Source organism: Microbacterium sp. NPDC088619 (assembly GCF_044752825.1).
GTDB lineage: Bacteria > Actinomycetota > Actinomycetes > Actinomycetales > Microbacteriaceae > Microbacterium.
The window spans coordinates 638,905-661,252 of sequence record NZ_JBIVLZ010000001.1 but is presented as its reverse complement, the minus strand read 5'-3'; the positions used below and the strand labels follow the sequence as shown (position 1 = coordinate 661,252).

General features: G+C 66.8%; 20 protein-coding genes. 15 read left to right on the top strand and 5 right to left on the bottom strand.

The window, feature by feature from the left end; translation table 11 throughout:
* The first annotated feature begins 36 nt into the window (after nt 1-36).
* The 4 genes from ACIP5T_RS03495 to ACIP5T_RS03480 are packed head-to-tail and all read left to right on the top strand — an operon-like array spanning nt 37 to nt 4,041.
* On the top strand, nt 37-399 hold the full coding sequence (locus ACIP5T_RS03495; protein ID WP_400860616.1) for a YraN family protein: 363 nt from the start codon (nt 37-39) through the stop codon (nt 397-399).
* The gene (locus ACIP5T_RS03490; RefSeq protein WP_400860615.1) at nt 396-1,925 is read left to right on the top strand and encodes a YifB family Mg chelatase-like AAA ATPase; all 1,530 of its coding nucleotides are present in this window, start codon (nt 396-398) and stop codon (nt 1,923-1,925) included. Before ACIP5T_RS03495 ends, ACIP5T_RS03490 begins: the two co-directional genes overlap by 4 nt.
* Nucleotides 1,922-3,103: a DNA-processing protein DprA gene (gene dprA, locus ACIP5T_RS03485; RefSeq protein ID WP_400860613.1), complete on the top strand. Its 1,182-nt coding sequence runs from the start codon at nt 1,922-1,924 to the stop codon at nt 3,101-3,103. Before ACIP5T_RS03490 ends, dprA begins: the two co-directional genes overlap by 4 nt.
* Nucleotides 3,104-3,138: 35 nt before the next feature.
* Nucleotides 3,139-4,041 (top strand): tyrosine recombinase XerC, encoded by a 903-nt coding sequence (locus ACIP5T_RS03480; RefSeq protein WP_400860612.1) that lies wholly within the window; start codon nt 3,139-3,141, stop codon nt 4,039-4,041.
* A gap of 18 nt (nt 4,042-4,059) precedes the next feature.
* Here the strand turns inward: ACIP5T_RS03480 and ACIP5T_RS03475 are convergent, their stop codons facing one another.
* Nucleotides 4,060-4,584, bottom strand: a complete 525-nt coding sequence (locus tag ACIP5T_RS03475; protein WP_400860611.1) for a murein hydrolase activator EnvC family protein — start codon at nt 4,582-4,584, stop codon at nt 4,060-4,062.
* Between the two features lie 306 nt (nt 4,585-4,890).
* On the opposite strand from ACIP5T_RS03475, the gene rpsB reads away from it, so the two are divergent.
* The 9 genes from rpsB to ACIP5T_RS03430 all read left to right on the top strand — a co-directional run bounded on the left by rpsB (nt 4,891) and on the right by ACIP5T_RS03430 (nt 11,607).
* Complete coding sequence (gene rpsB, locus ACIP5T_RS03470) at nt 4,891-5,832, top strand: 30S ribosomal protein S2 (protein ID WP_400860609.1); 942 nt, start codon at nt 4,891-4,893, stop codon at nt 5,830-5,832.
* A gap of 44 nt (nt 5,833-5,876) precedes the next feature.
* Nucleotides 5,877-6,704: a translation elongation factor Ts gene (gene tsf, locus ACIP5T_RS03465; RefSeq protein WP_400860608.1), complete on the top strand. Its 828-nt coding sequence runs from the start codon at nt 5,877-5,879 to the stop codon at nt 6,702-6,704.
* Nucleotides 6,705-6,795: 91 nt separating this feature from the next.
* Nucleotides 6,796-7,512 (top strand): UMP kinase, encoded by a 717-nt coding sequence (gene pyrH, locus ACIP5T_RS03460; protein ID WP_042536766.1) that lies wholly within the window; start codon nt 6,796-6,798, stop codon nt 7,510-7,512.
* A gap of 66 nt (nt 7,513-7,578) precedes the next feature.
* On the top strand, nt 7,579-8,133 hold the full coding sequence (gene frr / locus ACIP5T_RS03455; RefSeq protein ID WP_400785667.1) for a ribosome recycling factor: 555 nt from the start codon (nt 7,579-7,581) through the stop codon (nt 8,131-8,133).
* Nucleotides 8,134-8,138: 5 nt separating this feature from the next.
* A complete protein-coding gene (locus ACIP5T_RS03450; RefSeq protein WP_400860607.1) occupies nt 8,139-9,278 on the top strand; it encodes a phosphatidate cytidylyltransferase in 1,140 nt (379 codons plus the stop codon).
* Nucleotides 9,278-9,862 carry a DivIVA domain-containing protein gene (locus ACIP5T_RS03445; protein WP_400860605.1) on the top strand — a complete coding sequence of 195 codons (585 nt, stop codon included), beginning with the start codon at nt 9,278-9,280 and terminating at the stop codon, nt 9,860-9,862. The genes ACIP5T_RS03450 and ACIP5T_RS03445 overlap by 1 nt, the downstream gene beginning before the upstream one ends.
* Nucleotides 9,863-9,928: 66 nt before the next feature.
* Entirely contained in the window at nt 9,929-10,594 is a 666-nt protein-coding gene (locus tag ACIP5T_RS03440; RefSeq protein WP_400860603.1) for a transglycosylase SLT domain-containing protein, read from the top strand.
* A gap of 9 nt (nt 10,595-10,603) precedes the next feature.
* The gene (locus tag ACIP5T_RS03435; protein WP_400860601.1) at nt 10,604-10,891 is read left to right on the top strand and encodes a hypothetical protein; all 288 of its coding nucleotides are present in this window, start codon (nt 10,604-10,606) and stop codon (nt 10,889-10,891) included.
* Nucleotides 10,892-10,893: 2 nt separating this feature from the next.
* Nucleotides 10,894-11,607 (top strand): alpha/beta hydrolase, encoded by a 714-nt coding sequence (locus ACIP5T_RS03430; protein ID WP_400864589.1) that lies wholly within the window; start codon nt 10,894-10,896, stop codon nt 11,605-11,607.
* On the opposite strand, the gene ACIP5T_RS03425 is transcribed toward ACIP5T_RS03430, so the two are convergent.
* Complete coding sequence (locus ACIP5T_RS03425) at nt 11,604-12,665, bottom strand: AI-2E family transporter (RefSeq protein WP_400860599.1); 1,062 nt, start codon at nt 12,663-12,665, stop codon at nt 11,604-11,606. The two genes, ACIP5T_RS03430 and ACIP5T_RS03425, sit on opposite strands and share 4 nt — an antisense overlap.
* Before the next feature lie 180 nt (nt 12,666-12,845).
* Here ACIP5T_RS03425 and ACIP5T_RS03420 point away from each other — a divergent pair, with 180 nt between their 5' ends.
* Together ACIP5T_RS03420 and ACIP5T_RS03415 are read left to right on the top strand one after the other, a co-directional pair.
* Nucleotides 12,846-14,858, top strand: coding sequence for a glycosyl transferase (locus ACIP5T_RS03420; RefSeq protein ID WP_400860597.1), 2,013 nt, complete (start codon nt 12,846-12,848; stop codon nt 14,856-14,858).
* Complete coding sequence (locus tag ACIP5T_RS03415; RefSeq protein WP_400860596.1) at nt 14,855-15,784, top strand: tetratricopeptide repeat protein; 930 nt, start codon at nt 14,855-14,857, stop codon at nt 15,782-15,784. The genes ACIP5T_RS03420 and ACIP5T_RS03415 overlap by 4 nt, the downstream gene beginning before the upstream one ends.
* Nucleotides 15,785-15,845: 61 nt before the next feature.
* Here the strand turns inward: ACIP5T_RS03415 and glgB are convergent, their stop codons facing one another.
* The 3 genes from glgB to glgX form a co-directional block, all read right to left on the bottom strand.
* Nucleotides 15,846-18,050 (bottom strand): 1,4-alpha-glucan branching protein GlgB, encoded by a 2,205-nt coding sequence (gene glgB, locus ACIP5T_RS03410; RefSeq protein WP_400860594.1) that lies wholly within the window; start codon nt 18,048-18,050, stop codon nt 15,846-15,848.
* On the bottom strand, nt 18,047-20,110 hold the full coding sequence (locus ACIP5T_RS03405; protein WP_400864586.1) for an alpha-1,4-glucan--maltose-1-phosphate maltosyltransferase: 2,064 nt from the start codon (nt 20,108-20,110) through the stop codon (nt 18,047-18,049). The genes glgB and ACIP5T_RS03405 overlap by 4 nt, the downstream gene beginning before the upstream one ends.
* Before the next feature lie 76 nt (nt 20,111-20,186).
* Complete coding sequence (gene glgX, locus ACIP5T_RS03400) at nt 20,187-22,259, bottom strand: glycogen debranching protein GlgX (RefSeq protein ID WP_400860592.1); 2,073 nt, start codon at nt 22,257-22,259, stop codon at nt 20,187-20,189.
* Nucleotides 22,260-22,348: the final 89 nt, after the last annotated feature.

The following is a 22,348-nucleotide window of genomic DNA, read 5'->3' as shown; positions in this document are numbered from 1 at the left end:
GCGCTGCGCGTCGAGGTCGATCGACAGGCTGTCAGCATGGCAGCGAAAGACGAACTCGGTAGATCCGGCGAAGAACAAGCGGTCCGGTACCTGAATGGCATCGGATACCAGGTGCTCGACCGCAATTGGCGATGTGCGCAGGGCGAGATCGACATCGTCGCGCGCCGCGGACGCCATCTCGCGGTCGTCGAGGTCAAGACGAGAAGGACGATCTCTCACGGGCACCCATTCGAAGCGGTGGACGCCCGCAAGATCCGCCGGCTCTGGCAGCTCGCGTATGCCTGGGCGTCCGATCATCCCGACCAGGCCGATGGGCTCAGGATCCGGATCGAGGCGATCGGGATCATCGGCACAGATCCACAGCACAGTACCCTCGAGCACCTCGTGGACGTGTCGTGAAGACTGCGCGCACCTGGGCGGTCGCGCTCACGGGGGTGGATGGGCACATGGTCGAGGTGGAAGCGGACATCTCGAACCAGACGCCCGAGTTCAAGATCATCGGGCTTCCCGACAAATCTCTCGGGGAAGCGGTTCAGCGTGTGCACAACGCGTGCAAGAACACCTCTCTCGCCCTTCCCCGTCGTCGGCTGACGGTCAACCTCTCGCCCGCGAGCCTGCCGAAGCAGGGCGCAGGCTTCGATCTCAGCATCGCCGTCGCTTCTCTCGCAGCCGGGGGAGCGTTGTCGAGCCGGTCCATCGCACGCGTGGTGCACCTCGGTGAGCTCGGGCTCGACGGTCGACTCCGGCCAGTACCTGGGGTGCTGCCGTCCGTGTTCGCTGCCGCCCGTGCAGGGTTCGACACCGTGATAGTCCCCTGGGGCAATGAGGCAGAGGCCAGGCTCGTGCCCGGCATAGAGGTGCGGCCCGCGGCGAGCCTTTCGCAGGTGGCTGTCTGGCATGGCGCCGAGGTCGACGTGCTCGATACCGATCCGGTCGCGTCGGCAGCGGTCGCGCGCGAGCGCCCGGAGGAGCTCGACCTCGCTGATGTGGTGGGGCAGGAGGACGCCGTGCGCGCCTTGATCGTCGCCGCGGCGGGTGGCCATCACATGCTGCTCAGTGGCCCGCCGGGGGCAGGCAAGACGATGCTCGCACGAAGGCTGCCGGGCATTCTGCCCAGCCTCACCGAAGATGAAGCGCTCGAGGTGGCCTCGATCCGCTCGCTCGCGGGGGAGTCTGTGCGGAGTCTCGATGTCATGCCTCCGCTGGAGTCGCCGCACCACAGCGCTTCCGTCGCAGCCCTCGTCGGAGGTGGATCGAGGTCTGTTCGCCCGGGGGCGATCTCTCGAGCGCACAGAGGCGTGCTCTTCTTGGACGAAGCGGCCGAGTTCTCGAGAGTCGCGCTCGACGCACTGCGGCAACCGCTCGAGTCAGGTGTCATCGAAGTGAGCCGATCGGGCGTCACGGCGCACTTTCCCGCGAGTTTTCAGCTGCTCCTGGCGCTCAATCCCTGCCCGTGCGGCAACTATGGAGTGCGTGGGGCGGAGTGCACGTGCCCGTCTCTGGCGATCCGGCGGTACTCGACGCGGCTCTCGGGTCCGCTGCGCGACCGCATAGATGTGGAGCTGCATGTCTCCCGGGTGTCCGCCTCCCAGGCGATGCGCGGAGACCGCACCGGCATGACGAGTGAGATCGCGCGAGCGATGGTCATCGAGGCGCGTGAGCGAGCAGCCGCACGGTGGCGCGGGACACCATGGCTTCGCAACGGTCAGGTGCCCGGATCTCGGCTGAGACAACTCGATCTGCAGATCTCCGGTGAGGCGAGAGCGCCGCTCGACCGGGCTCTTGAGCGGGGAACGCTCACTCTGCGCGGATACGACAGAGTCCTGCGGCTCGCGTGGACCATTGCGGATCTTGCGGGAGCCGACAGGCCAGGACGCGACGAGGTGGGCCAGGCGCTGTTTCTCAAGAGGGGATACGCATCATGATCGAATCACTCGCAGGCGACGCTGCGGTGCGGGCGCTGCTGGAAGAGGTCCGGCCGCCTGGTGACGTGGAGGACGCCCTCGCCCGGGTGTCGTGGTCGGTGCTCGCCGAGCCGGGCGATGGCGTGGCCGGGACCCTCATCGAGCAGCTCGGCCCCTCAGACGCACTCCGGTTCGCATTGGGCCGAGAGAATGCGGCGACCTCGGAGATCGGCGGTCGGGCTCTCGTCGACGGGCGGGCTCGGTGGACGATCCGCGCCGAGAGGCGCAGCGTGGTCGACGCGCTCCGTGGGGGTCGGGATGTCGGAGCCCGGCTGCTGCTCCCTGGAGATACCCTCTGGCCGAGTTCTCTCGACGATCTCGGGGTGCACGCGCCGACGCTGCTCTGGGTGCGCGGAGATCCGATGCTGCTGAGCGCGGCGCCCAGAGTCGCGATCGTCGGTGCCCGGGCATCGAGCGGATACGGTGAGATGCTCGCCGGCGACTTCGCAGGCGAGCTGGCCGCCGAGGGTGCGGTCGTCGTGTCCGGGGGAGCGTACGGCATCGACGGTGCAGCTCACCGCGCCGCGCTCGGGGTCGGCGGAAGGACCGTCGCCTTCCTCGCGGGCGGAGTCGATCGGGCGTATCCCATGGGACATCAGCAGCTTCTACGCCGAATCGTCGAGACCGGCGCCGTGGCGAGCGAGGTGCCCTGCGGCACGGCTCCGACGAAGTGGCGATTCCTGTCGCGCAACCGACTCATCGCCGCGGTGAGCGACGCGACGGTCGTGGTCGAGGCCGGCTGGCGAAGCGGGTCGTTGAACACGGCAGGGCACGCAGCTGCACTCGGGCGACCACTCGGCGCAGTGCCCGGGCCGGTGACATCCGCATCGTCGGCCGGCTGTCATCGGCTCCTGCGAGAGTACGACGCGCGTTGCGTCACCACGACGGCCGAGATACGCGAGCTCTGGGCCGGCGGGCGGCCAGAGACATCTCCCGGAAGAGGAACAGACCCGGACCAGTCCCGTGTGCTCGACGCCATGAGCACTCGTGCGGCGCGGGCCGTTCTCGAAGTTTCTCGAAGGTCGGGACTCGCCCCGGAGAGAGTGAGTGCGTTGCTCGGGCTGCTCGAGCTCGACGGAGCGGTCCAGCGCGCCGATGGGGGATGGCAGAGGACGCAGAACGGCGAGCGGCGCGGCTGATGCTTCGCTGATCCACGCTCCGGCACACTTGATCCATGGAGTTCGCGGCAGCCGCACATGCCTTCACCGACCACCTTTCCCTGGTACGTCGGCTGTCATCCGCGACGGTGCGCGCCTACCGGTCAGATCTGCGGGATCTCGCCGAGACCGTCGGAGAGCTCGAGCTCGACCAGGTCACACTGGAGACTCTCCGCGACTGGCTCTGGCGGGCGACTCAGCGCGGGGACGCCCGGTCGACGCTGGCACGGCGAGCGGCGGCGGCGCGGTCGTTCTTCAGCTGGGCTCAAGAGCAACAACTCGTCGACCACGATCCGAGTCTGCGTCTCATGGCCCCCAAGCGGGGGCGAACGCTTCCCACCATCGCCTCGCAGGACGCGATGACGACCCTGCTCGATGCGCAACGCCGGGCCGCCGCTGCCGGTGAGCCGATTCCGCTCCGCGACCACGCGATTCTCGAACTGCTGTACGGCGCCGGCATCCGCGTCTCCGAGCTCTGCGGACTCGATGTCGACGACCTGGACCTCGATCGAGGCACGGCGCGCGTGCTGGGCAAGGGGTCGAAAGAGCGAGTGGTGCCCTACGGGGTCCCTGCGCGCGATGCTGTCGGCTCGTACCTCTCTCGAGGGCGTCCCTCACTCGCCGCTCGCACAGCGCGGCCTTCTCCCGCCCTGTTCCTGGGCAGTCGTGGCGCGCGCATCGGACCGCGCGCGGTGTACTCGCTCGTCGCCGAAGTGCTCGCGCCTTTCGTCGGCGCAGATACCGTAGGTCCGCATGCGCTCAGGCACACCGCCGCAACTCATCTCCTGGACGGCGGCGCAGACCTGCGCGCGGTCCAGGAGATCCTCGGTCATGCGAGCCTGGGAACGACGCAGATCTACACGCACGTCTCTGCGGAGCGTCTCACTGCGACCTATCGTCTCGCCCACCCCCGCGCGTGAGCGCGGGCGCTGCGTCTCTCACGGTGCGGCGCAGCAGGGGAGGAGCACCGCTCGCGGAACCGGGCCGAAGAGCAGCATCGGGTTGATGTAGGCGCCATCGAGCCGTACTCCCAGATGCATCGCGCCGACCACCGTGTGGCCGCCCGCCGCGACGGTGCCGACCGCCTCGCCGGCGGAGACGGTGTCGCCGGGGGTCAGTGTGGAGGACAGCGGTTCGAACGTCGACACATAGCCTCCGGGATGCTCGATCGTGATCAGGGGTCTGTCCACGACGGTCCCTCGAAACGCGATCATCCCATCGGCAGGCGCCCGGACGATCGTCCCCTGCGCCGTCGCGATGTCGATCCCCCTGTGGCCCGCCCCGTACTCGTGGGCCGGAGCTCGATATGGGGACGCGACCACCCGGGGAGCATCGATCGGCCATCGCCAGAGCGGATGCGCACCGTCCGTTGCAGATGCGCTCGCAGTCGTCGGGATCGGCGGTACGAGAGCGACGACGATCATCAGAAGGAAGGCGGTGGTCGCGCGAGTGCCGGTACTCATGGGGCAATGCTCCGTCACGGAGGCGAAGAAGCATCGGGCTGGACGGACACCCCCGCGGATCGTGTGCGGAATGTGTGACGCGGCTCTGATGTGCAGGGTGAGTGAGGGCCCCGCTTCCTGTATGCTGGGGGAGCACCTCGATCTCGAGGTGACTACGCGTGCCCAAAGCGACTTCAGTCGTGGCATCCACTCCCACAGGTCCTGTTTTCACTCAGGCGGGAGTGCGCCGGGCACCAGGGAGTTCGATCGTCCGATCGACTTGACAACCTCAAAGGCGCAGAACCGCGCCAGAACCAGGAGACGACCATGGCTGTGGTCACCATCCGCCAGCTGCTCGACAGCGGCGTGCACTTCGGACACCAGACCCGTCGGTGGAACCCGAAGGTCAAGCGCTTCATCCTCACCGAGCGCAGCGGCATCCACATCATCGACCTGCAGCAGTCGCTCGGGTACATCGACAAGGCATACGACTTCGTCAAGGAGACCGTCGCCCACGGCGGCACCATCCTCTTCGTCGGCACCAAGAAGCAGGCGCAGGAGATCCTCGCCGAGCAGGCGACGCGCGTGGGCCAGCCCTACGTCAACCAGCGCTGGCTCGGTGGACTCCTCACGAACTTCCAGACGATCGCGAAGCGTCTCGCCCGCATGAAGGAGCTCGAGGAGCTCGACTACGAGAACCCGTCCGCTTCGGGCTTCACGAAGAAGGAGCTCCTCCTCAAGAAGCGCGAGCTCGACAAGCTGCACAAGTCGCTCGGCGGTATCCGCAACCTCACCAAGACGCCGTCCGCCCTGTGGGTCGTCGACGCCAAGCGTGAGCACCTCGCCATCGACGAGGCGAAGAAGCTCGGCATCCCGGTGATCGGCATCCTCGACACCAACGCGGACCCCGACGACTTCCAGTACCCGATCCCCGGCAACGACGACGCGATCCGCTCGGTCTCGCTGCTCACCCGCATCATCGCGGACGCAGCGGCAGAGGGCCTCCAGCAGAAGCACAACCCCGAGACGGGCGACGCTGAGCCGCTCGCCGACTGGGAGAAGGAGCTTCTCGAGACCCCCGTTCAGGAGTCCGCTGACGCCGCCGCCGTCGAGACGCCTACCGATGAGGCCGCCGTCGTCGAAACGCCCGCTGCCGACGAGACCGCTGCTGACGAGGCCGGTGCCGAGGCACACGACGAGGCGATCGCTGATGCTTCCGGTGAGGAGACCGCTGAGGTCGCCGACGCCGAGGCAGCAGACGCCAAGTAATTCCGCGACCACCACACACATCACGAAGCAAGGAGCCACCACACATGGCCAACTTCACCATCGCCGATCTCAAGGCGCTCCGTGAGCAGCTCGGCACGGGAATGGTCGACACCAAGAAGGCGCTCGAGGAGGCTGACGGCAACGTCGAGAAGGCCACCGAGATCCTGCGTCTCAAGGGTGCCAAGGGCAACGCGAAGCGCGCTGACCGCTCCACCAGCGAGGGCCTCATCGTCGCTCGCGAACAGGGCGGTTCGGTGACGCTGATCGAGCTCGCCTGCGAGACCGACTTCGTCGCGAAGAACGAGCGCTTCATCGCGCTGGCCGACAAGGTCGCCGACGCCGTCGCAGCCGTCAAGGCCGATTCGGTCGAGACCGCTCTCGCCGCCCAGGCGGGCGACAAGAGCGTCGAGCAGGTCATCTCGGAAGAGGCCGCGATCATCGGCGAGAAGGTCGAGCTGCGTCGCGTGCGCACGATCTCCGGCGACAAGGTCGAGGTCTACCTGCACCGCACGAGCAAGGATCTGCCTCCGCAGATCGGTGTCGTCGTCGCCTACACGGGTGATGACGCCGAGACCGCTCGCAGCATCGCGCAGCACATCTCGTTCGCGAACCCGTCGTACCTCTCCCGCGAGGACGTTCCGTCCGACGCCGTGGAGAAGGAGCGTCAGATCGTGACCGAGATCTCTCGCAACGAGGGCAAGCCGGAGGCGGCGCTGCCCAAGATCGTCGAGGGCCGTGTCTCCGCGTTCATCAAGCAGGTCGCCCTGCTCGAGCAGGACTACGCGAAGGACAGCAAGCTCTCCGTCGCTCAGGTGGCGAAGGACGCCGGGATCACCGTGACGGACTTCGCGCGCTTCAAGGTCGGCGCGTAACACCGTCGAAGGGGTTCGGATCAACGCGATCCGAACCCCTTCTTCATGCCCAGAAGGCACTATCTTGAATCGGGACGAGAGGATCACCCCCATGACCGAACGCACAGGACGCCGTCGCGTCCTTCTGAAGCTCTCCGGCGAGGCGTTCGGCGCCGGCCAGCTCGGCGTCAACCCGGACATCGTCAGTCAGATCGCGCGCGACATCGCTGCGGCGGTCGATCGGGTCGAGGTCGCCATCGTCGTCGGCGGAGGCAACTTCTTCCGCGGAGCCGAACTCAGCCAGCGCGGGATGGACCGCGGACGAGCCGATTACATGGGAATGCTCGGCACGGTCATGAATGCTCTCGCCCTGCAGGACTTCCTCGAGCAGGCGGGTGCGCCCACTCGCGTGCAGTCGGCCATCTCGATGACTCAGGTCGCTGAACCGTACATCCCGCTGCGGGCCGAGCGGCACATGGAGAAGGGCCGTGTCGTCATCTTCGGCGCCGGAGCGGGCCTGCCGTACTTCTCCACCGACACGGTCGCAGCACAGCGCGCTCTCGAGATCGGCGCGCAGGAGGTCCTCGTCGCCAAGAACGGCGTGGACGCGATCTATACGGCCGACCCGAACAAGCACGCCGACGCGGAGCGCATCGAGCGAGTCACGTATCGGGATGCACTCCAGCGGGGGCTCAAGGTCGTCGATTCCACGGCGTTCAGTCTCTGCATGGACAACAACATGGATATGCGCGTCTTCGGTATGGAACCTGCCGGCAATGTCACGCGTGCGCTCCTGGGAGAGCCGATCGGCACTCTCGTCACCGCCTGAGCGCCTGACGGTGCTCCCGGGCCATGCCCGATAGAATTTCAGAACACCCCGACGATAGGAGTCACCGTGATCGCGGATGTCCTCGCTGAAACCACCTCCCGTATGGCACGAGCGGTCGAGGCCGCCAAGGAGGACTTCTCCACGGTGCGCACCGGCCGCGCCAACCCGCAGCTGTTCCAGAAGGTGCTCGTCGACTACTACGGCACGCCCACTCCGCTCGCTCAGCTTGCCTCGCTGGCGAACCAGGAGGCGCGTACGCTCATCATCACGCCTTACGACAAGACGGCTCTGAAGGGCATCGAACAGGCGATTCGCGACATGCCCAATCTCGGTGCGAACCCCACGAATGACGGCAACCTCGTTCGCGTGACGATGCCTGAGCTCACGGCAGAGCGTCGCAAGGAGTACGTCAAGCTCGTCAAGACCAAGGCGGAGGACGCCAAGGTGCACGTGCGCGGCATCCGTCGTAAGGCGAAGGACGAACTCGACGGCCTCAAGAGCGAACTCGGTGAAGACGAGATCGCTCGGGGAGAGAAGGAACTCGACGCCCTCACGCGCCAGCACGTCGATCTCATCGACGACGCACTCAAGCGCAAAGAGGCTGAACTCCTCGAGGTATAGGCGGCATGTCCGACGAACCCACTGATGACGGCGCCGACAAGCCGCAGACGCGCCGCGCGGCGCGCGACTCGTCGACGTCGACCGGCGCCGTCCCGCTGGTCGACGGCGCCTTCGCGGCGTTCGACGCGACGAGCATCCCGCCCCGTCCGCCCCATCCCGCCGACGAGCGTGCGATGACAGAGTCGCCGCTGGACACTGCTGAACACAATGCGATCAGAGAGCAGTGGCGGGCCAAGCGCGACGAGTTCGGCACGCATGTGACGCATGCTCGAGGTCAGCTCGATCAGGCCAACGAGCGCATCAAGGAGCGCACAGGGCGCGACCTGATCCTCGCGACCCTGATCGGACTCGCGTTCGGGGCCGCGCTGCTCGCGTCGCTGTTGTTCATCAAGGTCCTCTTCGTGCCGTTCGCGCTGGCCGCTGCCTTGCTCGGGGTCTACGAGCTCTCATTGGCGTTGCGTGCATCGGGTCGACGGATCGACGTGATCCCGCAGTTCATCGCCGCGACCCTGCTCGTGCTGTCCGCGTTCTTCCTCGACCTGTGGTTCGTCTGGGTCATGCTGTTCTTCGCCGTCGCATTCGTGATCGTCTGGCGGCTGGTCGCCCAGATGATCGCCAAGGACGGCAGAACCTACGGGGATGTGCTGACGGATGCGGTCATCGGCGGGTTCGTCCAGATCTACGTGCCGTTTCTCGCTGCCGTCGCACTCATCCTGCTCAAGCAGGAGGGGGGCCAGTGGTGGGTGCTGAGCTTCATCGCGATCGCCGTCGTGGCCGACACCGGAGCGTATGCCGCAGGACTGGCCTTCGGGAAGCACCCCATGGCGCCGAAGATCAGCCCCAAGAAGACATGGGAGGGATTCGGGGGAGCTGTGGTCGGGTCGATCACGGCCGGTGTGCTCCTCGCTCTCTTCCTGCTGGACCTGCCGTGGTGGATCGGCGTGATCTTCGGCGTCGCCATACTCCTGTCCGCGACCCTGGGCGACCTCGGCGAGTCCATGCTCAAGCGCGATCTCGGCATCAAGGACATGAGTTCCTGGCTCCCGGGCCACGGAGGGCTCCTGGACCGACTCGACAGCATCCTGCCGTCGACCGTGCCCGCGCTGTGCCTGTATTTCCTCTTCTCCTCCTGGGTGGTGCTGTGATGGTCTCCGACGACGTACAGACATCGGACGCGGCCGTTCAAGGACCGCCGGCGTTCTCCTTGACCACCGGCCGTGTGCGCGGCTATCACCGGTCTGCGGTCGACACCTTCCTCGCGGCCGCCAGAGCGGCGTTCGAAGCCGACGCCGACGACCTCAGCGCAGCCGATGTCCGTGTGGCATCCTTCCCTCTGGTCAAGAACGGCTATGTCGTGGCCGAGGTCGACGCAGCGCTCGGGCGAGTGGAAGACGCGCTGGCAGCTCGCGCGCGCGATCGAGTCGTACGCTCGCAGGGCGCGGGAGCGTGGGTCGAGCAGGCCCGCGACGATGCCCAGGTCATCCTCGACCACCTCGCGCGTCCGAAGCGGCAGCGTTTCGCTCGCACAGGCCTTCTCACCTTCGGCTACCGGATCGATGAGGTCGATCATGTCGGCACCCGCATCGCACGCTATCTGCGGGATGGCGAGCCCCTGACGGCCGAGCAGCTGCGCTCCGCCGCGTTCCGCATGCAGCGCGGAGGGTACCGGGAGGAGCAGGTCGATGCTCTGCTCGATGCGACCGTCGACGTGATCCTGGCCGTTCGCTGAGCGTTCCGATGGCCTACTCGGGCCTCACCGGGTAGACTGCCACTCATCGTGAACTCCCGAAACGACATGACATCCCATCGAAACGACGTCGCGCCTGTGCCCGCATCGGCGACTCTTTCGGCGCGCAACGGCAGTCGTCGACGGGGCGTCGCAGGATTTTTCAGCGGTCTCGCGGTCGTCGGCTTCGCTGCGGCCATGGTGGCACCGACCGGCGTCGCTCTCGCCCAGCAGCCTGAAACGGTCGGCCCGGAGTCGGCATACTCGGCCGCACTCAGCGAGACCCAGAATCTCACCGTCACCGCAGAGGGCGCCGCGATCGCACCGGTTCAGCGAGGCACTTTCTCGGTCTACGTGACACCCAAGCCGACCCCGACACCGACGCCGACCACTGCGTCTTCAGGTTCGTCGGGATCATCGAAACCCGGTCCCAGCGCTCCTCTCTTCTACACCGGAGGGGGAGCTCCTGCCGAGTGGATGGCTGCTGCGGGCATCGCGGAGTCTGACTGGGGCTACGTCGACTACATCGTCTCCCGCGAGAGCGGGTGGAACCCGAATGCGACGAACAAGTCCTCAGGTGCATGCGGTCTCGTCCAGGCACTGCCCTGCAGCAAGGTTCCCGGCAACGGCTACGACCCGGTCGACAACCTGCGCTGGGCGACGGGATACGCCACGGGACGATACGGCAGCTGGGCCGGCGCTCACGCCTTCTGGACGAACAACCACTGGTGGTGAGCCGGCGTCATGCCTCGCTCTCGCAAACGGCGTCCGGCGCGCCCTGACGCTGAAGACTCGCTCGAACGCCTTCTGACGTCCTGGAAGCGCACAGAGATGCGTCGAGGGTCGGAGTGGACAGTGCAACCGGTGTCGGCGGTGCAGGCTCTCAAGGAGTACATCTGCCCGGGATGCGGGCGCAGCGTCGTGCCAGGCACCGCGCACCTCGTGGTCTGGCGTGCGGACGGAGTTCTCGGCGATGCCGCGGATCTCGCCGCACGAAGGCACTGGCACACACACTGTTGGAGGATTGCGTGAGCATGGAGATCCGTGGACCGATCGAACTCCCGGCACGCCGGGAAGACATCGTGCTGGAGACGGCGGATGAGCTGAGGCTCGTCGGCGAGTTGGCGATGCCCGAGTCATCGACGCCTGCGGCCACTCTGGTCACTCTGCACCCGCTGCCGACAGCCGGTGGGTTCATGGACTCGCACATCATCCGCAAGGCCGCAGCTCGACTGCCTGCGCTGGCTGATCTCGCAGTGCTGCGGTTCAACACCAGAGGCACCACCTCGCCACGCGGCACCAGCGATGGGGCTTTCGACGGGGGAGCGGCGGAGCAGTTCGACGTCGCAGCGGCGATGGAGTTCGTGCGCGAGCGAGCTCTTCCGCGCCCGTGGCTTCTCGGCTGGTCCTTCGGCACCGAACTCGCCCTGAAGTACGGGCGGGAGCACGACGTCGAGGGCATCATCCTCCTGTCTCCGCCGCTCCACCGTGCGACGGACGCCGAGGTCGCGGCGTGGGCGAACTCCGACGTCGACGTGGTCGTGCTCGTTCCCGAGCTCGACGACTACTTACGCCCGGCCGAAGCACGCGATCGCTTCTCTGCGATCCCTCACGCGAAGCTGATCGCCGTCAAGGGCGGCAAGCACCTCTGGGTGGGGGAGAGCCAGACGCGGCGTGTCCTCACCGAGATCGTCGCGGCGGTGAATCCGGCGGCACTCCCGCTTCCGACCGAGTGGCCAGAGGCCTAGAGCTCGTTCATCCGGGGGATCAGCACCTGCCTGTAGAGGATCAGGATGCTGGCTGCGACGGGGATCGCGATCAGCGCGCCGAGCAGGCCCAGCAGACTGCCTCCTGCAAGCGCCGCGACCACGACGACCGCACCGGGCACCGACACTGCTCGGCTCATGATCCTCGGGGAGATGATGTAGGCCTCGATCTGCATGTAGATGAGGTAGTAGATCGCGGCCGCGATCGCCGTCGCCGGCGAGCCGAGTCCGGGGATCAGACACACGAGGACGATGATCGTGGACCCCGTGAGAGTTCCGACGAGCGGGATCAGCGAGAAGAAGAAGGCCACGACGGCGAGCACCGCGGGGAACGGCGCATCGATGATCGTGAGGAAGATCATGCTCAGGATGCCGTTGATGACGCCCTGAGTCACCTGACCCATGACGTAGTAGCCGACCGAATCGGTTATCTGCTCGGCCAGGTCGATGAATCGCTCGCGCTTCGATGCGGGGGCGAGCTGATAGACGGCGCGCTTGAGCGACGGCGTGGATGCGGTGAGGTAGATCGTGAGGATGAGGATGATGAAGGCACCGAACAGTCCGCTCACGACGGCGCCGCCGGCCGCGAGGACGCTCTGGCCGATCGACCCGCCGATCTGGGCGAGGTTGGTCTCGAGCCAGTTCGTGACATAGGCGAACACATCGTCGACCTTGAGGTTGGGGAAGGTGTCGACCATCCACTGGCGCAAGTCGCTGAGGAACGTGCCTCGCTGGACGATGGCCGTGATCTCGGCGATGAGCTGCGAGATCTGATCGACGAGCACGGGGATGACGATCAGGATGATTCCCGCGAACACACCGAGAACGGCGAGGATCGTGATGAGCACGGCGAGCCAGCGCGGGAGCCTCCTGCGTTCGAGGAACGAGACGAGCGGGTCGAGCCCCAGGCTCAGGAAGAGCGCTGTGCCCACGTACAGCAGCACCGTCGAGAGGCTTTCGACGCTGCCGATCAGCAGGATGCCCAACCCCACGCCGAGCGTCGCCACGAGAGCGGTACGGAACGGGTTGTGGATCTTCATCGCGGCTCCTCGGAATGCGGGACTCTGCAAGCGTATCCACCGCATAGCGACAGGCCGCGACGACGTGCCGCGCGCGACCCCGGCGTGCCCCTCGTGGGCAATGCACAGGTGATTTCGCTAGTCTGAAATGTCGAGTGTTGCGACTCGGGCGTGCGTCCGGGCCGTGTGAGGAGACTATTCGTGCGTTTCGTATGGGCCGTTGTGGCCTTCGTGCTGGCTGCGGGACTGATCGCTGCAGGCGTCGCGCAGCGAACCATCTTCATGGGTCCGTCGACCCAGGAGGTCTCAGTCGCTGTAGAAGAACCCGCCCCCTACGTGCTGCTGGACGGCGACGTCCTGCGAGAGCACCCCGGGTCTCAGACCCTGCTCGTGCGGGGAGAAGGCGAGATCTTCGCGGCGTACGGTCGGACGGCCGACATGGAGGCGTGGCTGGCTGACGCCTCCTACAATCACGTGACCGCGGGCAAGGATGGCGAGCTCGAGGCGGAGCTGGTTCCTGCCGGTGCAACGGACGATGGTGATGAGCCCGCGGCTGCTCCGGCACCGACGGAGAGCCCCGCCCCCGCCGAGACGCCTGTCCCGTCCGCGACCCCCGCCGAGGACGGCGCGGCCGCGGAGACGGGCCGCAACCCGGCCGGCTCCGATCTCTGGCTCGATTCGTTCACCGAGACCGATGCTCTCATCGTGGACAACATGCAGATCCCCGAAGGCGTCAGCCTGATCATTGCGTACGACGGCACCCAGGACGCTCCCGACGACATCGCGATCTCGTGGCCGCTCGACACCTCGACGCCTCTTGCCGGTCCGCTCATGGCGGCAGGCGCCGCCATGCTCCTCGCCGGGCTGGTCCTCTATGTCCTCGCCATCCGTCACCAGCGGCGCGGGCGTGGACCGCGTCGCAAGGGTCCTGGCCCCCTTCCGGCTACGGAGCCGATCGATGTGGCCCAGCTGCCGCCGTCGGAACGCGCCGCGATCGAGGGCTCGGCAGCGGATGCACCTGAAGCCTCGGCACCCTCCGGGGAGGGAGCGGACACGGCTGGAGCGGGCAGCGAAGGCTCGGATGACGCGGCCGACGCGCAGAGCCCCGACCGGGATCGGAAGTCCGAGATGCGTGCGACGACAACGGATCGCAGGCGCCGCCTGCTCGCGCTGCCCGCGCTCGCGGTGACGGCGCTGCTCGCGAGCGGTTGCTCGCCCGACTCCTGGCCGCAGTTCGGAGAGGGTACGCCGTCGCCGTCGCCCAGCGCGACTGTGATCGCCCCGGAGAACCAGAAGCCACCCGCAGTGACCGAGTCGCAGGCGAAGAGAATCCTGCAGGAGGTGTCGACGACTCTCTCCGACGCGGACGCGGCGAAGGACATCGCTCTGGCGGGAACCCGTCTCGATGGGCCGGCGCTCACAGCGCGCACGACCGAGTACGCGCTCCGGACCGCTCTGCCGGAGACCCCGGTACCTGCAGTGATCCCGACCGATGACGTCGAGGTCGTGCTGCCCGAAGCCACCGACCGGTGGCCGCGCACCGTGCTTCTGCTCTCGAAGGATGCAGCGGACGACACCGTGCCGCCGGTGATCCTCACCATGACTCAGCAGGATCCGTGGTCGAGCTACAAGGTCACGAACATGGCCGAGATGTCGGCGGACGCCGTCTTCCCCGAGGTGGCCGCGCCGTGGCTCGGGACCTCGCTCGTGCCGGATGATTCCGCGTTCCTCAGCCTCCCGCCGAGTGAGCTGGCAGCGACATTCGCAGACATCGTCGATGCGGGGGAGACCAGCGCGTCCTACGGGCTCTTCGATGAGATCTCTCAGAATCTCGCCCAGTCGATTCGCGACAGTCGCCAGGCCGTCGTGCAGAACCTCGCTGACAACGGCGCTGCAGAGACCTCGCAGACCGCGTTCGACATCATCCCGGCGGATTCCGCACCGGTATCGATGGCAACGCTGGACAGCGGCGCCATCGTGGCTGTCTCGCTCGTCGACACGGAATCGGTGACGCCGACGTCGGCGGACGCCGTGATCCGCTTCGGCGACAACGCGCAGGCGAAGGCACTCACCGGCGTGACCGAGTCCGCCAAGGGAGTGACGACCAAGTACGAGTTCCAGCTGTTCTTCTCCGTTCCCTCGCAGGGATCGACGGAGCAGATCCGTCTTCTGGCAGTCCGACAGGACCTTCTCTCCGTCGAGGTGATCAAGTGACCGATATCTCTCCCGCCGCGCTCCGAGGAGCCGTCGACCTCTCCTCTCTGCGAAACCGCCCGGCGGCGCCGGCTGCGGGTGCGCCGAGTCCTGCTCCCGGAACCGCTGACATCGTGGTCGATGCGACCGACGAGTCGTTCGGCCAGATCCTCGAGCTCTCGCGCACCGTGCCGGTGGTCGTGGACCTCTGGGCGGAATGGTGCGGTCCGTGCAAGCAGCTGAGTCCGATCATCGAGAAGGTGGCGCGGGAACTCGGCGGCAAGGTGCTTCTCGCCAAAGTCGATGTCGATGCCAACCCGCAGCTCGCTCAGGGCTTTCGCGCGCAGTCGATCCCGATGGTCGTCGCCCTCATCGCCGGTCAGCCGGTCCCGATGTTCACGGGGGCGGTTCCCGAGCAGCAGGTCAGGGAAGTCTTCGCGCAGCTGCTCCAGCTCGCGGCTCAGAACGGCGTGACGGGAACGTTGAACGTCGGCGAGCCGGCCGAGGGACAGGAGGAGCCGGCGGAACCGCCGATGCCGCCTCTGCACGCTGAGGCCTTCGCCGCCATCGAGACGGGCGACTACGCTGCCGCGATCGTGGCGTATGAGAAGGCGCTGTCAGAGAATCCCCGCGACGAGGACGCGATCGCCGGTCTGGGGCAGGTTCGGCTCCTCGACCGGGTCCAGAAGCTCGACCTGCACGATGCGCGGGCGGCGGCTGCGGCTGGTCCGCGAGACATCCAGGCGCAGTTCGATGTCGCTGATCTCGACCTCGCCGGCGGACACGTCGACGATGCGTTCGGAAGGCTGCTCGATCTGTTCGCTCAGCTTCCCTCGGACGAGCGGACGCCGGTCAGAGAGCGCCTGATCGAGCTTTTCGGCCTGATCGGTGCCGCAGACCCTCGCGTCGTCTCTGCGCGGAACAGGCTCTCTTCGCTGCTCTTCTGACGCGACGCCATGGCTGACCAGCCCAGTGGGGCGGCCAGCCATGAACGGCGGCCGTGAAGGGTCAGCCGTGGCTGATCGTGGGCACGTGGGGGTCGCCCTCGTGTCGCAGCCACAGCGTGGACAGTGCAGGAATCGTGACGGTCGCGATTGCGGGTCCGCCGTCCTCGGCACGGGCGACGACCATGCCGAGATTGCCCGATCCGCGGCCGCCGTACTCTGCGGCATCCGTGTTGAGGATCTCCTGCCATACGCCGGCGACGGGCAGGGTCAGGCTGTGGCCGCTGCGCTCGACGCCGGCGAAGTTGCTGATCACGACGACGCGGCCACCGTGTGCGTCGCGGCGCTCGAACGCGATCACGTTCGGGTCCCAGCTCGGAGCGCCGAGACGCGCGAACGAGGAGCCGTCGTTGTCTCGCTCCCAGAGCGGGGCCTGGGCACGATAGGTGCGATTGAGCTGGCCGACGAAACCCTGCAGTTGCGCATGCGACGGCTGCTCCAGCAGCCACCAGTCGAGTTCGCGGGACTCGGACCACTCCGCGAGCTGCCCGAACTCCTGCCCCATGAAGAGCAGCTTCTTGCCAGGATGGCCCCACATGTACGCCAGGTAGGCACGAACGTTCGCGAGCTTGTGCCAGTGGTCCCCGGGCATCTTCGCGAGAAGGCTGCCCTTGCCGTGCACGACCTCGTCATGGCTGATCGGCAGCAGATAGTTCTCTCCGAACGCGTAGACGAATGAGAACGTCATCTCGCCTTCATGGTGCGATCGGTACATCGGGTCGCGTTCGATGTACTGGAGGGAGTCGTTCATCCAGCCCATGTTCCACTTGAACCCGAAGCCCAGTCCGGCGTGGTCGGTCGGCGCGGTCACCCCGGGGAAGCTCGTCGACTCCTCTGCGATCATCAGCACGCCCGGGTGCAGGCGATAGGCGGTCGCGTTCACCTCCTGCAGGAAGCGGATCGCCTCGAGGTTCTCCCTGCCCCCGTGGATGTTCGGCTCCCACTCACCCTCATTGCGGGAGTAATCGAGATAGAGCATCGAGGCCACGGCGTCGACCCGAAGGCCGTCGACATGGAACTCGCTCAGCCAGAAGAGCGCGTTTGCCACCAGGAAGCCACGCACCTCAGGGCGGCCATAGTCGAAGATGAGGGTTCCCCAGTCCTGGTGCTCGCCGCGTCGAGGGTCGGGATGCTCGTAGAGCGGCTGCCCGTCGAACTTCGCGAGGGCGAAGGCATCCTTGGGGAAGTGCCCTGGCACCCAGTCCATGATCACGCCGATCCCGGCCTGGTGGAGCCGGTCGATCAAGTACCGCAGATCGTCGGGGCTGCCGAAACGACTCGTCGCGGCGTAGTAACCGCTCACCTGGTATCCCCAAGAGCCGCCGAAGGGGTGCTCTGCGAGCGGCATGAACTCGACGTGCGTGAAACCGGCTTCGTTGACATGGGCGATGAGGGGATCGGCGGCCTCGCGGTAGCTCAATCCTCCGCGCCAGGAACCGAGGTGGACCTCGTAGATCGACAGCGGCTGGGCGACCGCATGTGTCGCCGCACGGCGCGTCATCCAGGCACCGTCCGACCAGGCGTACGTCGACTGCGTGATGACCGATGCCGTCTCGGGCGGGACCTGCGCCGCCTGGGCCATCGGGTCGGCCTTGAAGATCCAGGAGCCGCTGCGCGTGCGGATCTCGTATTTGTAGGTCGTGCCGATCGCGAGGTCGGGGATGAACAGCTCCCAGATGCCGCTCACACCCATCGAGCGCATCGCGTGGGCTTCGCCGTTCCAGCCGTTGTGCTCGCCGGCCACGCGTACGGCCGTGGCGTTGGGAGCCCACACGGCGAACGCGACACCGGGCTCGCCCCCTACGACCTGGGCGTGCGCACCCAGTACCTGCCACAGCCGCTCGTGTCGTCCCTCCGCGATCAGATGCAGGTCGACGTCGCCGAGCGTGGGGAGGTGTCGGTAGGGGTCGCCGCTGATCGTCTCGTCGTCGTCACCGTATGCGGTGGCGATCCGATAGGGGACGGGGGCGCCATCGTGCTGAGCCTCCCAGATCCCGTGTGCGACGTGATCGAGATCCAATCGGCTTCCGTCCGGGAAGACCGCGGCGACCGAGGAGGCGAGAGGACGACGGGCACGGATGACCGTGACGGTGCGCTCTCCTGCGTCTGTGAACGGGTGCGAGCCCAGCACGGCGTGCGGGTCGTGGTGGGCGCCGGCCGCCACTGCGGCCCAGTCCGATGACGTCGTGGCATCTTCGACGTAGCTCATGCTCGTCTCCTCACCTTCAGAATGTGCACCGGTTCGGCGAAGGCGTCGAGGCGCACGTAGTTGTGGTCGGCCCACGTCCAGACTGCTCCGGTCAGCAGGTCCTCCACTTCGAACGGCTCACCCGGCGGAACACCCCAGATCGTCGTGTCGAGATGAACTGTGGTCTCGCGAACCGAATGCGGATCCACGTTCGCGATCACGAGGACCGTGTCGGAGTGGCCGGTGCCGGTGAAAGCCGCATCGAGGTGCTTGCTGTAGACCAGCACGGAGTCGTCGTCACTCCAGTGCACGGAGAGGTTCCGGAGCTGGCGAAGCGCCGGATGCGCGCTGCGGATCTCGTTCAGCCGACGCAGCAGCGGGGCCAACGACTCACCGGCAGCCTCCGCACCCTCCCAATCACGGAATTTGAACTCGTACTTCTCGTTGTCGATGTTCTCCTCGGAACCCGGGCGTGCGACATTCTCGAAGAGCTCGTATCCGGCGTACACGCCGTAGACCGGAGCAGCGGTGGCCGCGATGCACGCGCGGATCCGGTAGGCGGCGCGTCCGCCGAACTGCAGGTATTCGGTGAGGATGTCATGCGTGTTCACGAAGAGGTTCGGTCGCATGTAGTCGCTGGTCTCGTGGGAGACGCTGGTGAGGAACTCCTCGAGCTCGGCCTTGGTGTTTCGCCATGTGAAGTAGCTGTAGCTCTGCTGGAATCCCACGGCGGCGAGGGCGCGCATCACTGCAGGTCGGGTGAAGGCCTCGGCGAGGAAGATCACGTCCGGGTCCTGCGCGTTGACCGTGGCGATGAGCCACTCCCAGAACTGGAGCGGCTTCGTGTGCGGATTGTCGACCCGGAAGATCTTCACACCCTCGCGCACCCAGTGCTGGACGATACGCAGCATCTCCTGGTAGATGCCGGCAGGGTCGTTGTCGAAGTTCAGGGGGTAGATGTCCTGATACTTCTTCGGCGGGTTCTCCGCGTAGGCGATGGTGCCATCGGGCAGGGTCGTGAACCACTCCGGATGCGCGTCGACCCACGGGTGGTCCGGAGATGCCTGCAGAGCGAGATCGAGAGCGACCTCCATACCTTCGCTCTTCGCAGCTCGCACGAAGGCACGGAAATCAGCAGGCTTGCCGAGCTCGGGGTGGATCGCGTCGTGGCCGCCATCGGCGGAGCCGATCGCATACGGCGAACCCGGATCGCCCGGCTCTGTCGTCAGCGTGTTGTTCCGGCCCTTACGGTTCGTGGTCCCGATCGGATGGACGGGTACCAGGTAGATGACGTCGAATCCCATGGCGGCGACAGCAGGAAGGCGTTTGGCGGCCGTTCGGAACGTCCCGCTCTTGATCGTGCCGTCCTTGAGGCGCTTCGCGCCCTCCGAGCGCGGGAAGAACTCGTACCATGCACCGACGCCTGCGGCTGTCCGCTCGACCAGCAGCGTGTGCGCTGCTGACGCCGAGCGCAGTGTCATGAGCGGGCGGTCCCGGAAGAGAGCGGCGAGCTCGGCATCCGTCGACGCAGCGATCGTGGTCGCGGCGTCTCCGCCGGACAGTGCGGCGGCGACGTCGTCGAGACGTCTGCGCTGAGCTGCAGGGCGGTCCTTCTGGGCCGCCGCGCGCGTGAACAGCTCGGCGCCGAGTGCCGCCATCACAGGCACGTCGACGCCGGCGGCGACCTTCACCTCGGCGGCGTGAGCCCAGGTCGCGAAGTCATCGGAGAACGCTTCGAAGCGAAACGTCCAGCGACCCTGCAGGTCTATCGCGATCTCGGCACCCCAGCGATCGCTCCCGTCCAAGAACGGGGTCAGTCTGTGCAGTGTCTCGTCACCGTCGGGGGAGGTCAACCGGAGCTGCACGCCGATGAGATCGTGCCCCTCCCGGAACGCGACCACGCTGAACGGAACCACCTCGCCGACGAAGGCCTTCGGTGCGAAACCGCCTGGTACGGCCGGTGTACCACCGACGAGCGGAATGCGAGTCGCTACGAGCCCGTCGCCGTCCGAGACGGCGCCCAAGGGGCGCGTCGGGATCTGCGCGGGGCTTCGGAGAGCCTTCGGACTGATGCTGCTCATACGTGCGGCCACCCCCCGAATGTACCGCTACGGACGTGGACCGGGTAGCTCGCTGAGAGCACCGGCGCGCCGCGGCTCATTCCACGCGGAAGAGTCGCATGGAGGTGCCGGGGATGGGCAGGATGTCGCCCGGGGCGAACACCTCGCCGCCGGCATCAGGGCGCTCATCCGCGCTCGACCACAGGGACACGAAGCGCGTCGCATCCTCGAGATCCTCCGGGAGGCGTACGTCGATGGGGGACTCCGTGCCGTGCACGATGAGGAGGATGCGGTTGGCCGCCTCGAGGTCGGGTGTCGAAGCCGCGACGTACTGCAGCGTCCGGTTCCCGGGATCCGTCCACTGCTCGCTCTCCATCGTCTCGCCGTTCTGGTCGAACCAGTCCATGACTGAGGCGTTGGGGATGTGCTCGCCGAGCCGCGCGTATCGACTCGGACGCAGAGCGGGGTTCTCGGAACGGAGCTGGATGAGCCGAGCGACGTGTGCTCGCAGGTCTTCCTGCCAGGGCTCGGCGTCCCATCCGAGCCAGGTCATCGACGAATCCTGGGCGTAGGCGTTGTTGTTGCCGCGCTGCGTGCGTCCGACCTCATCGCCTGCCGTGAGCATCGGGATCCCCGCCGACAGAAGCAGAGTGCCGAGCAGGTTGCGCATCGCCTTGCGGCGGGCTGCGAGGATGGCCGGATCGTCGGTCGGACCCTCGATGCCGTGGTTGAACGCGCGATTCATGTCGGCGCCGTCGCGGTTCTGCTCTCCGTTCGCCTCGTTGTGCTTGACGTCGTAAGACACGAGGTCGTGCAGCGTGAATCCGTCGTGTGCCGTGACGAAGTTGATGCTCGCGAGCGGGCCCCTCTCGTCCGCGAAGGTGTTCGAGGACCCGGCGAGACGCGTGGCGAAACCGCCGATGCCGACAGGAGCAGAGGCACGACGCGCGTAGTCGATGTCGCTCAGCCAGAAGTTCCGCACCCGGTCGCGGTATCGGTCGTTCCACTCCAACCAGCCGTTCGGGAAGTTGCCGGTCTGCCAGCCGCCCATGCCGACATCCCACGGTTCTGCGATGAGCTTGGTCTCGCGGAGGATCGGGTCGTTCGCGATCGCGGTGAGCAGGGGGTGCTCCGGTGTGTAGGTGTGCGAGCCGTCTCGCGCGATCGCAGCGGCGAGGTCGAACCGGAACCCGTCGATCTGCATCTCCTGCGCCCAGTAGCGCAGAGAATCGAGCACGAGCCGAGCGCCGGCGTCCGTCGAGGTGTCGAGAGTGTTGCCGCAGCCCGTCGTGTCGATGTAGGCGCCGGACGCGTCCTGCCGGTAGTAGCTCGCATTGTCGATGCCACGCAGACTCGAGCGGGGACCGCCGAGTCCCTCTTCCGACGTGTGGTTGTACACGACGTCCAGGATGACCTCGAGTCCGGCTTCGTGCAGCAGCCTCACCATGCCCTTGAACTCGGCGAGAACCGCTTCGGGGCCGCCCTTGCGCGCGTCCTCGGTCGCATAGGCGTTGTGCGGCGTGAAGAAGTTGAGGGTGTTGTAGCCCCAGTAATTCGTCAGGCCGCGCTCGAGCAACCGCGGTTCCGGCACGAAAGCCTGAACGGGAAGCAGTTCGATCGAGGTGATACCGAGAGAGTGGAAGTACTCGATCATCGCGGGGTGTGCGAGCCCGGCGTAGGTGCCGTGCAGGGCAGGAGGCACGTCGGGCTGCCGCTTGGTGAGCCCCTTCAGGTGGCCTTCATAGATCACCGTCCGATCGAGGGGGATCCGCGGCTTGACGGAGTCACCCCAGTCGAAGCCGTCGACGATGACGACGGAACGCCACTCCTCATAGCCGTCGCCCTGGGCGAGACCCCGGGCATAGGGATCCAGCAGCAGGGTCTCGGGGTTGAACGTGTTGCCTGGACCGTGCGGGCCTCCGACACGGACGGCATATCGGGTGCCGGGCTGGAGCAGCTCCGTGGTCACTTCCCAGATGCCGCCGGGAAGGCGGGCGAGGTCGACCTGATCGATCACCCAGTCGAGGTCGGTGGCATCGAAGACGACGAGTTCGATCGACGACGCGTTCTGCGACCAGACGCGGAGGGTCCCGACGCCGTCGTGAAGGCGCACACCGAGGTTGTCGAGTGCAGTACCGCCGGGCACGGTGATGTCTCGGATCGCGGGCATGAGTACACAATAGAGGGCTGCGCTCGGGTCTCAGGACCGCGTGCACTCAGTTCCATGTGCGCTCGGGAGGCTGGAAATGGGGGAGAGTT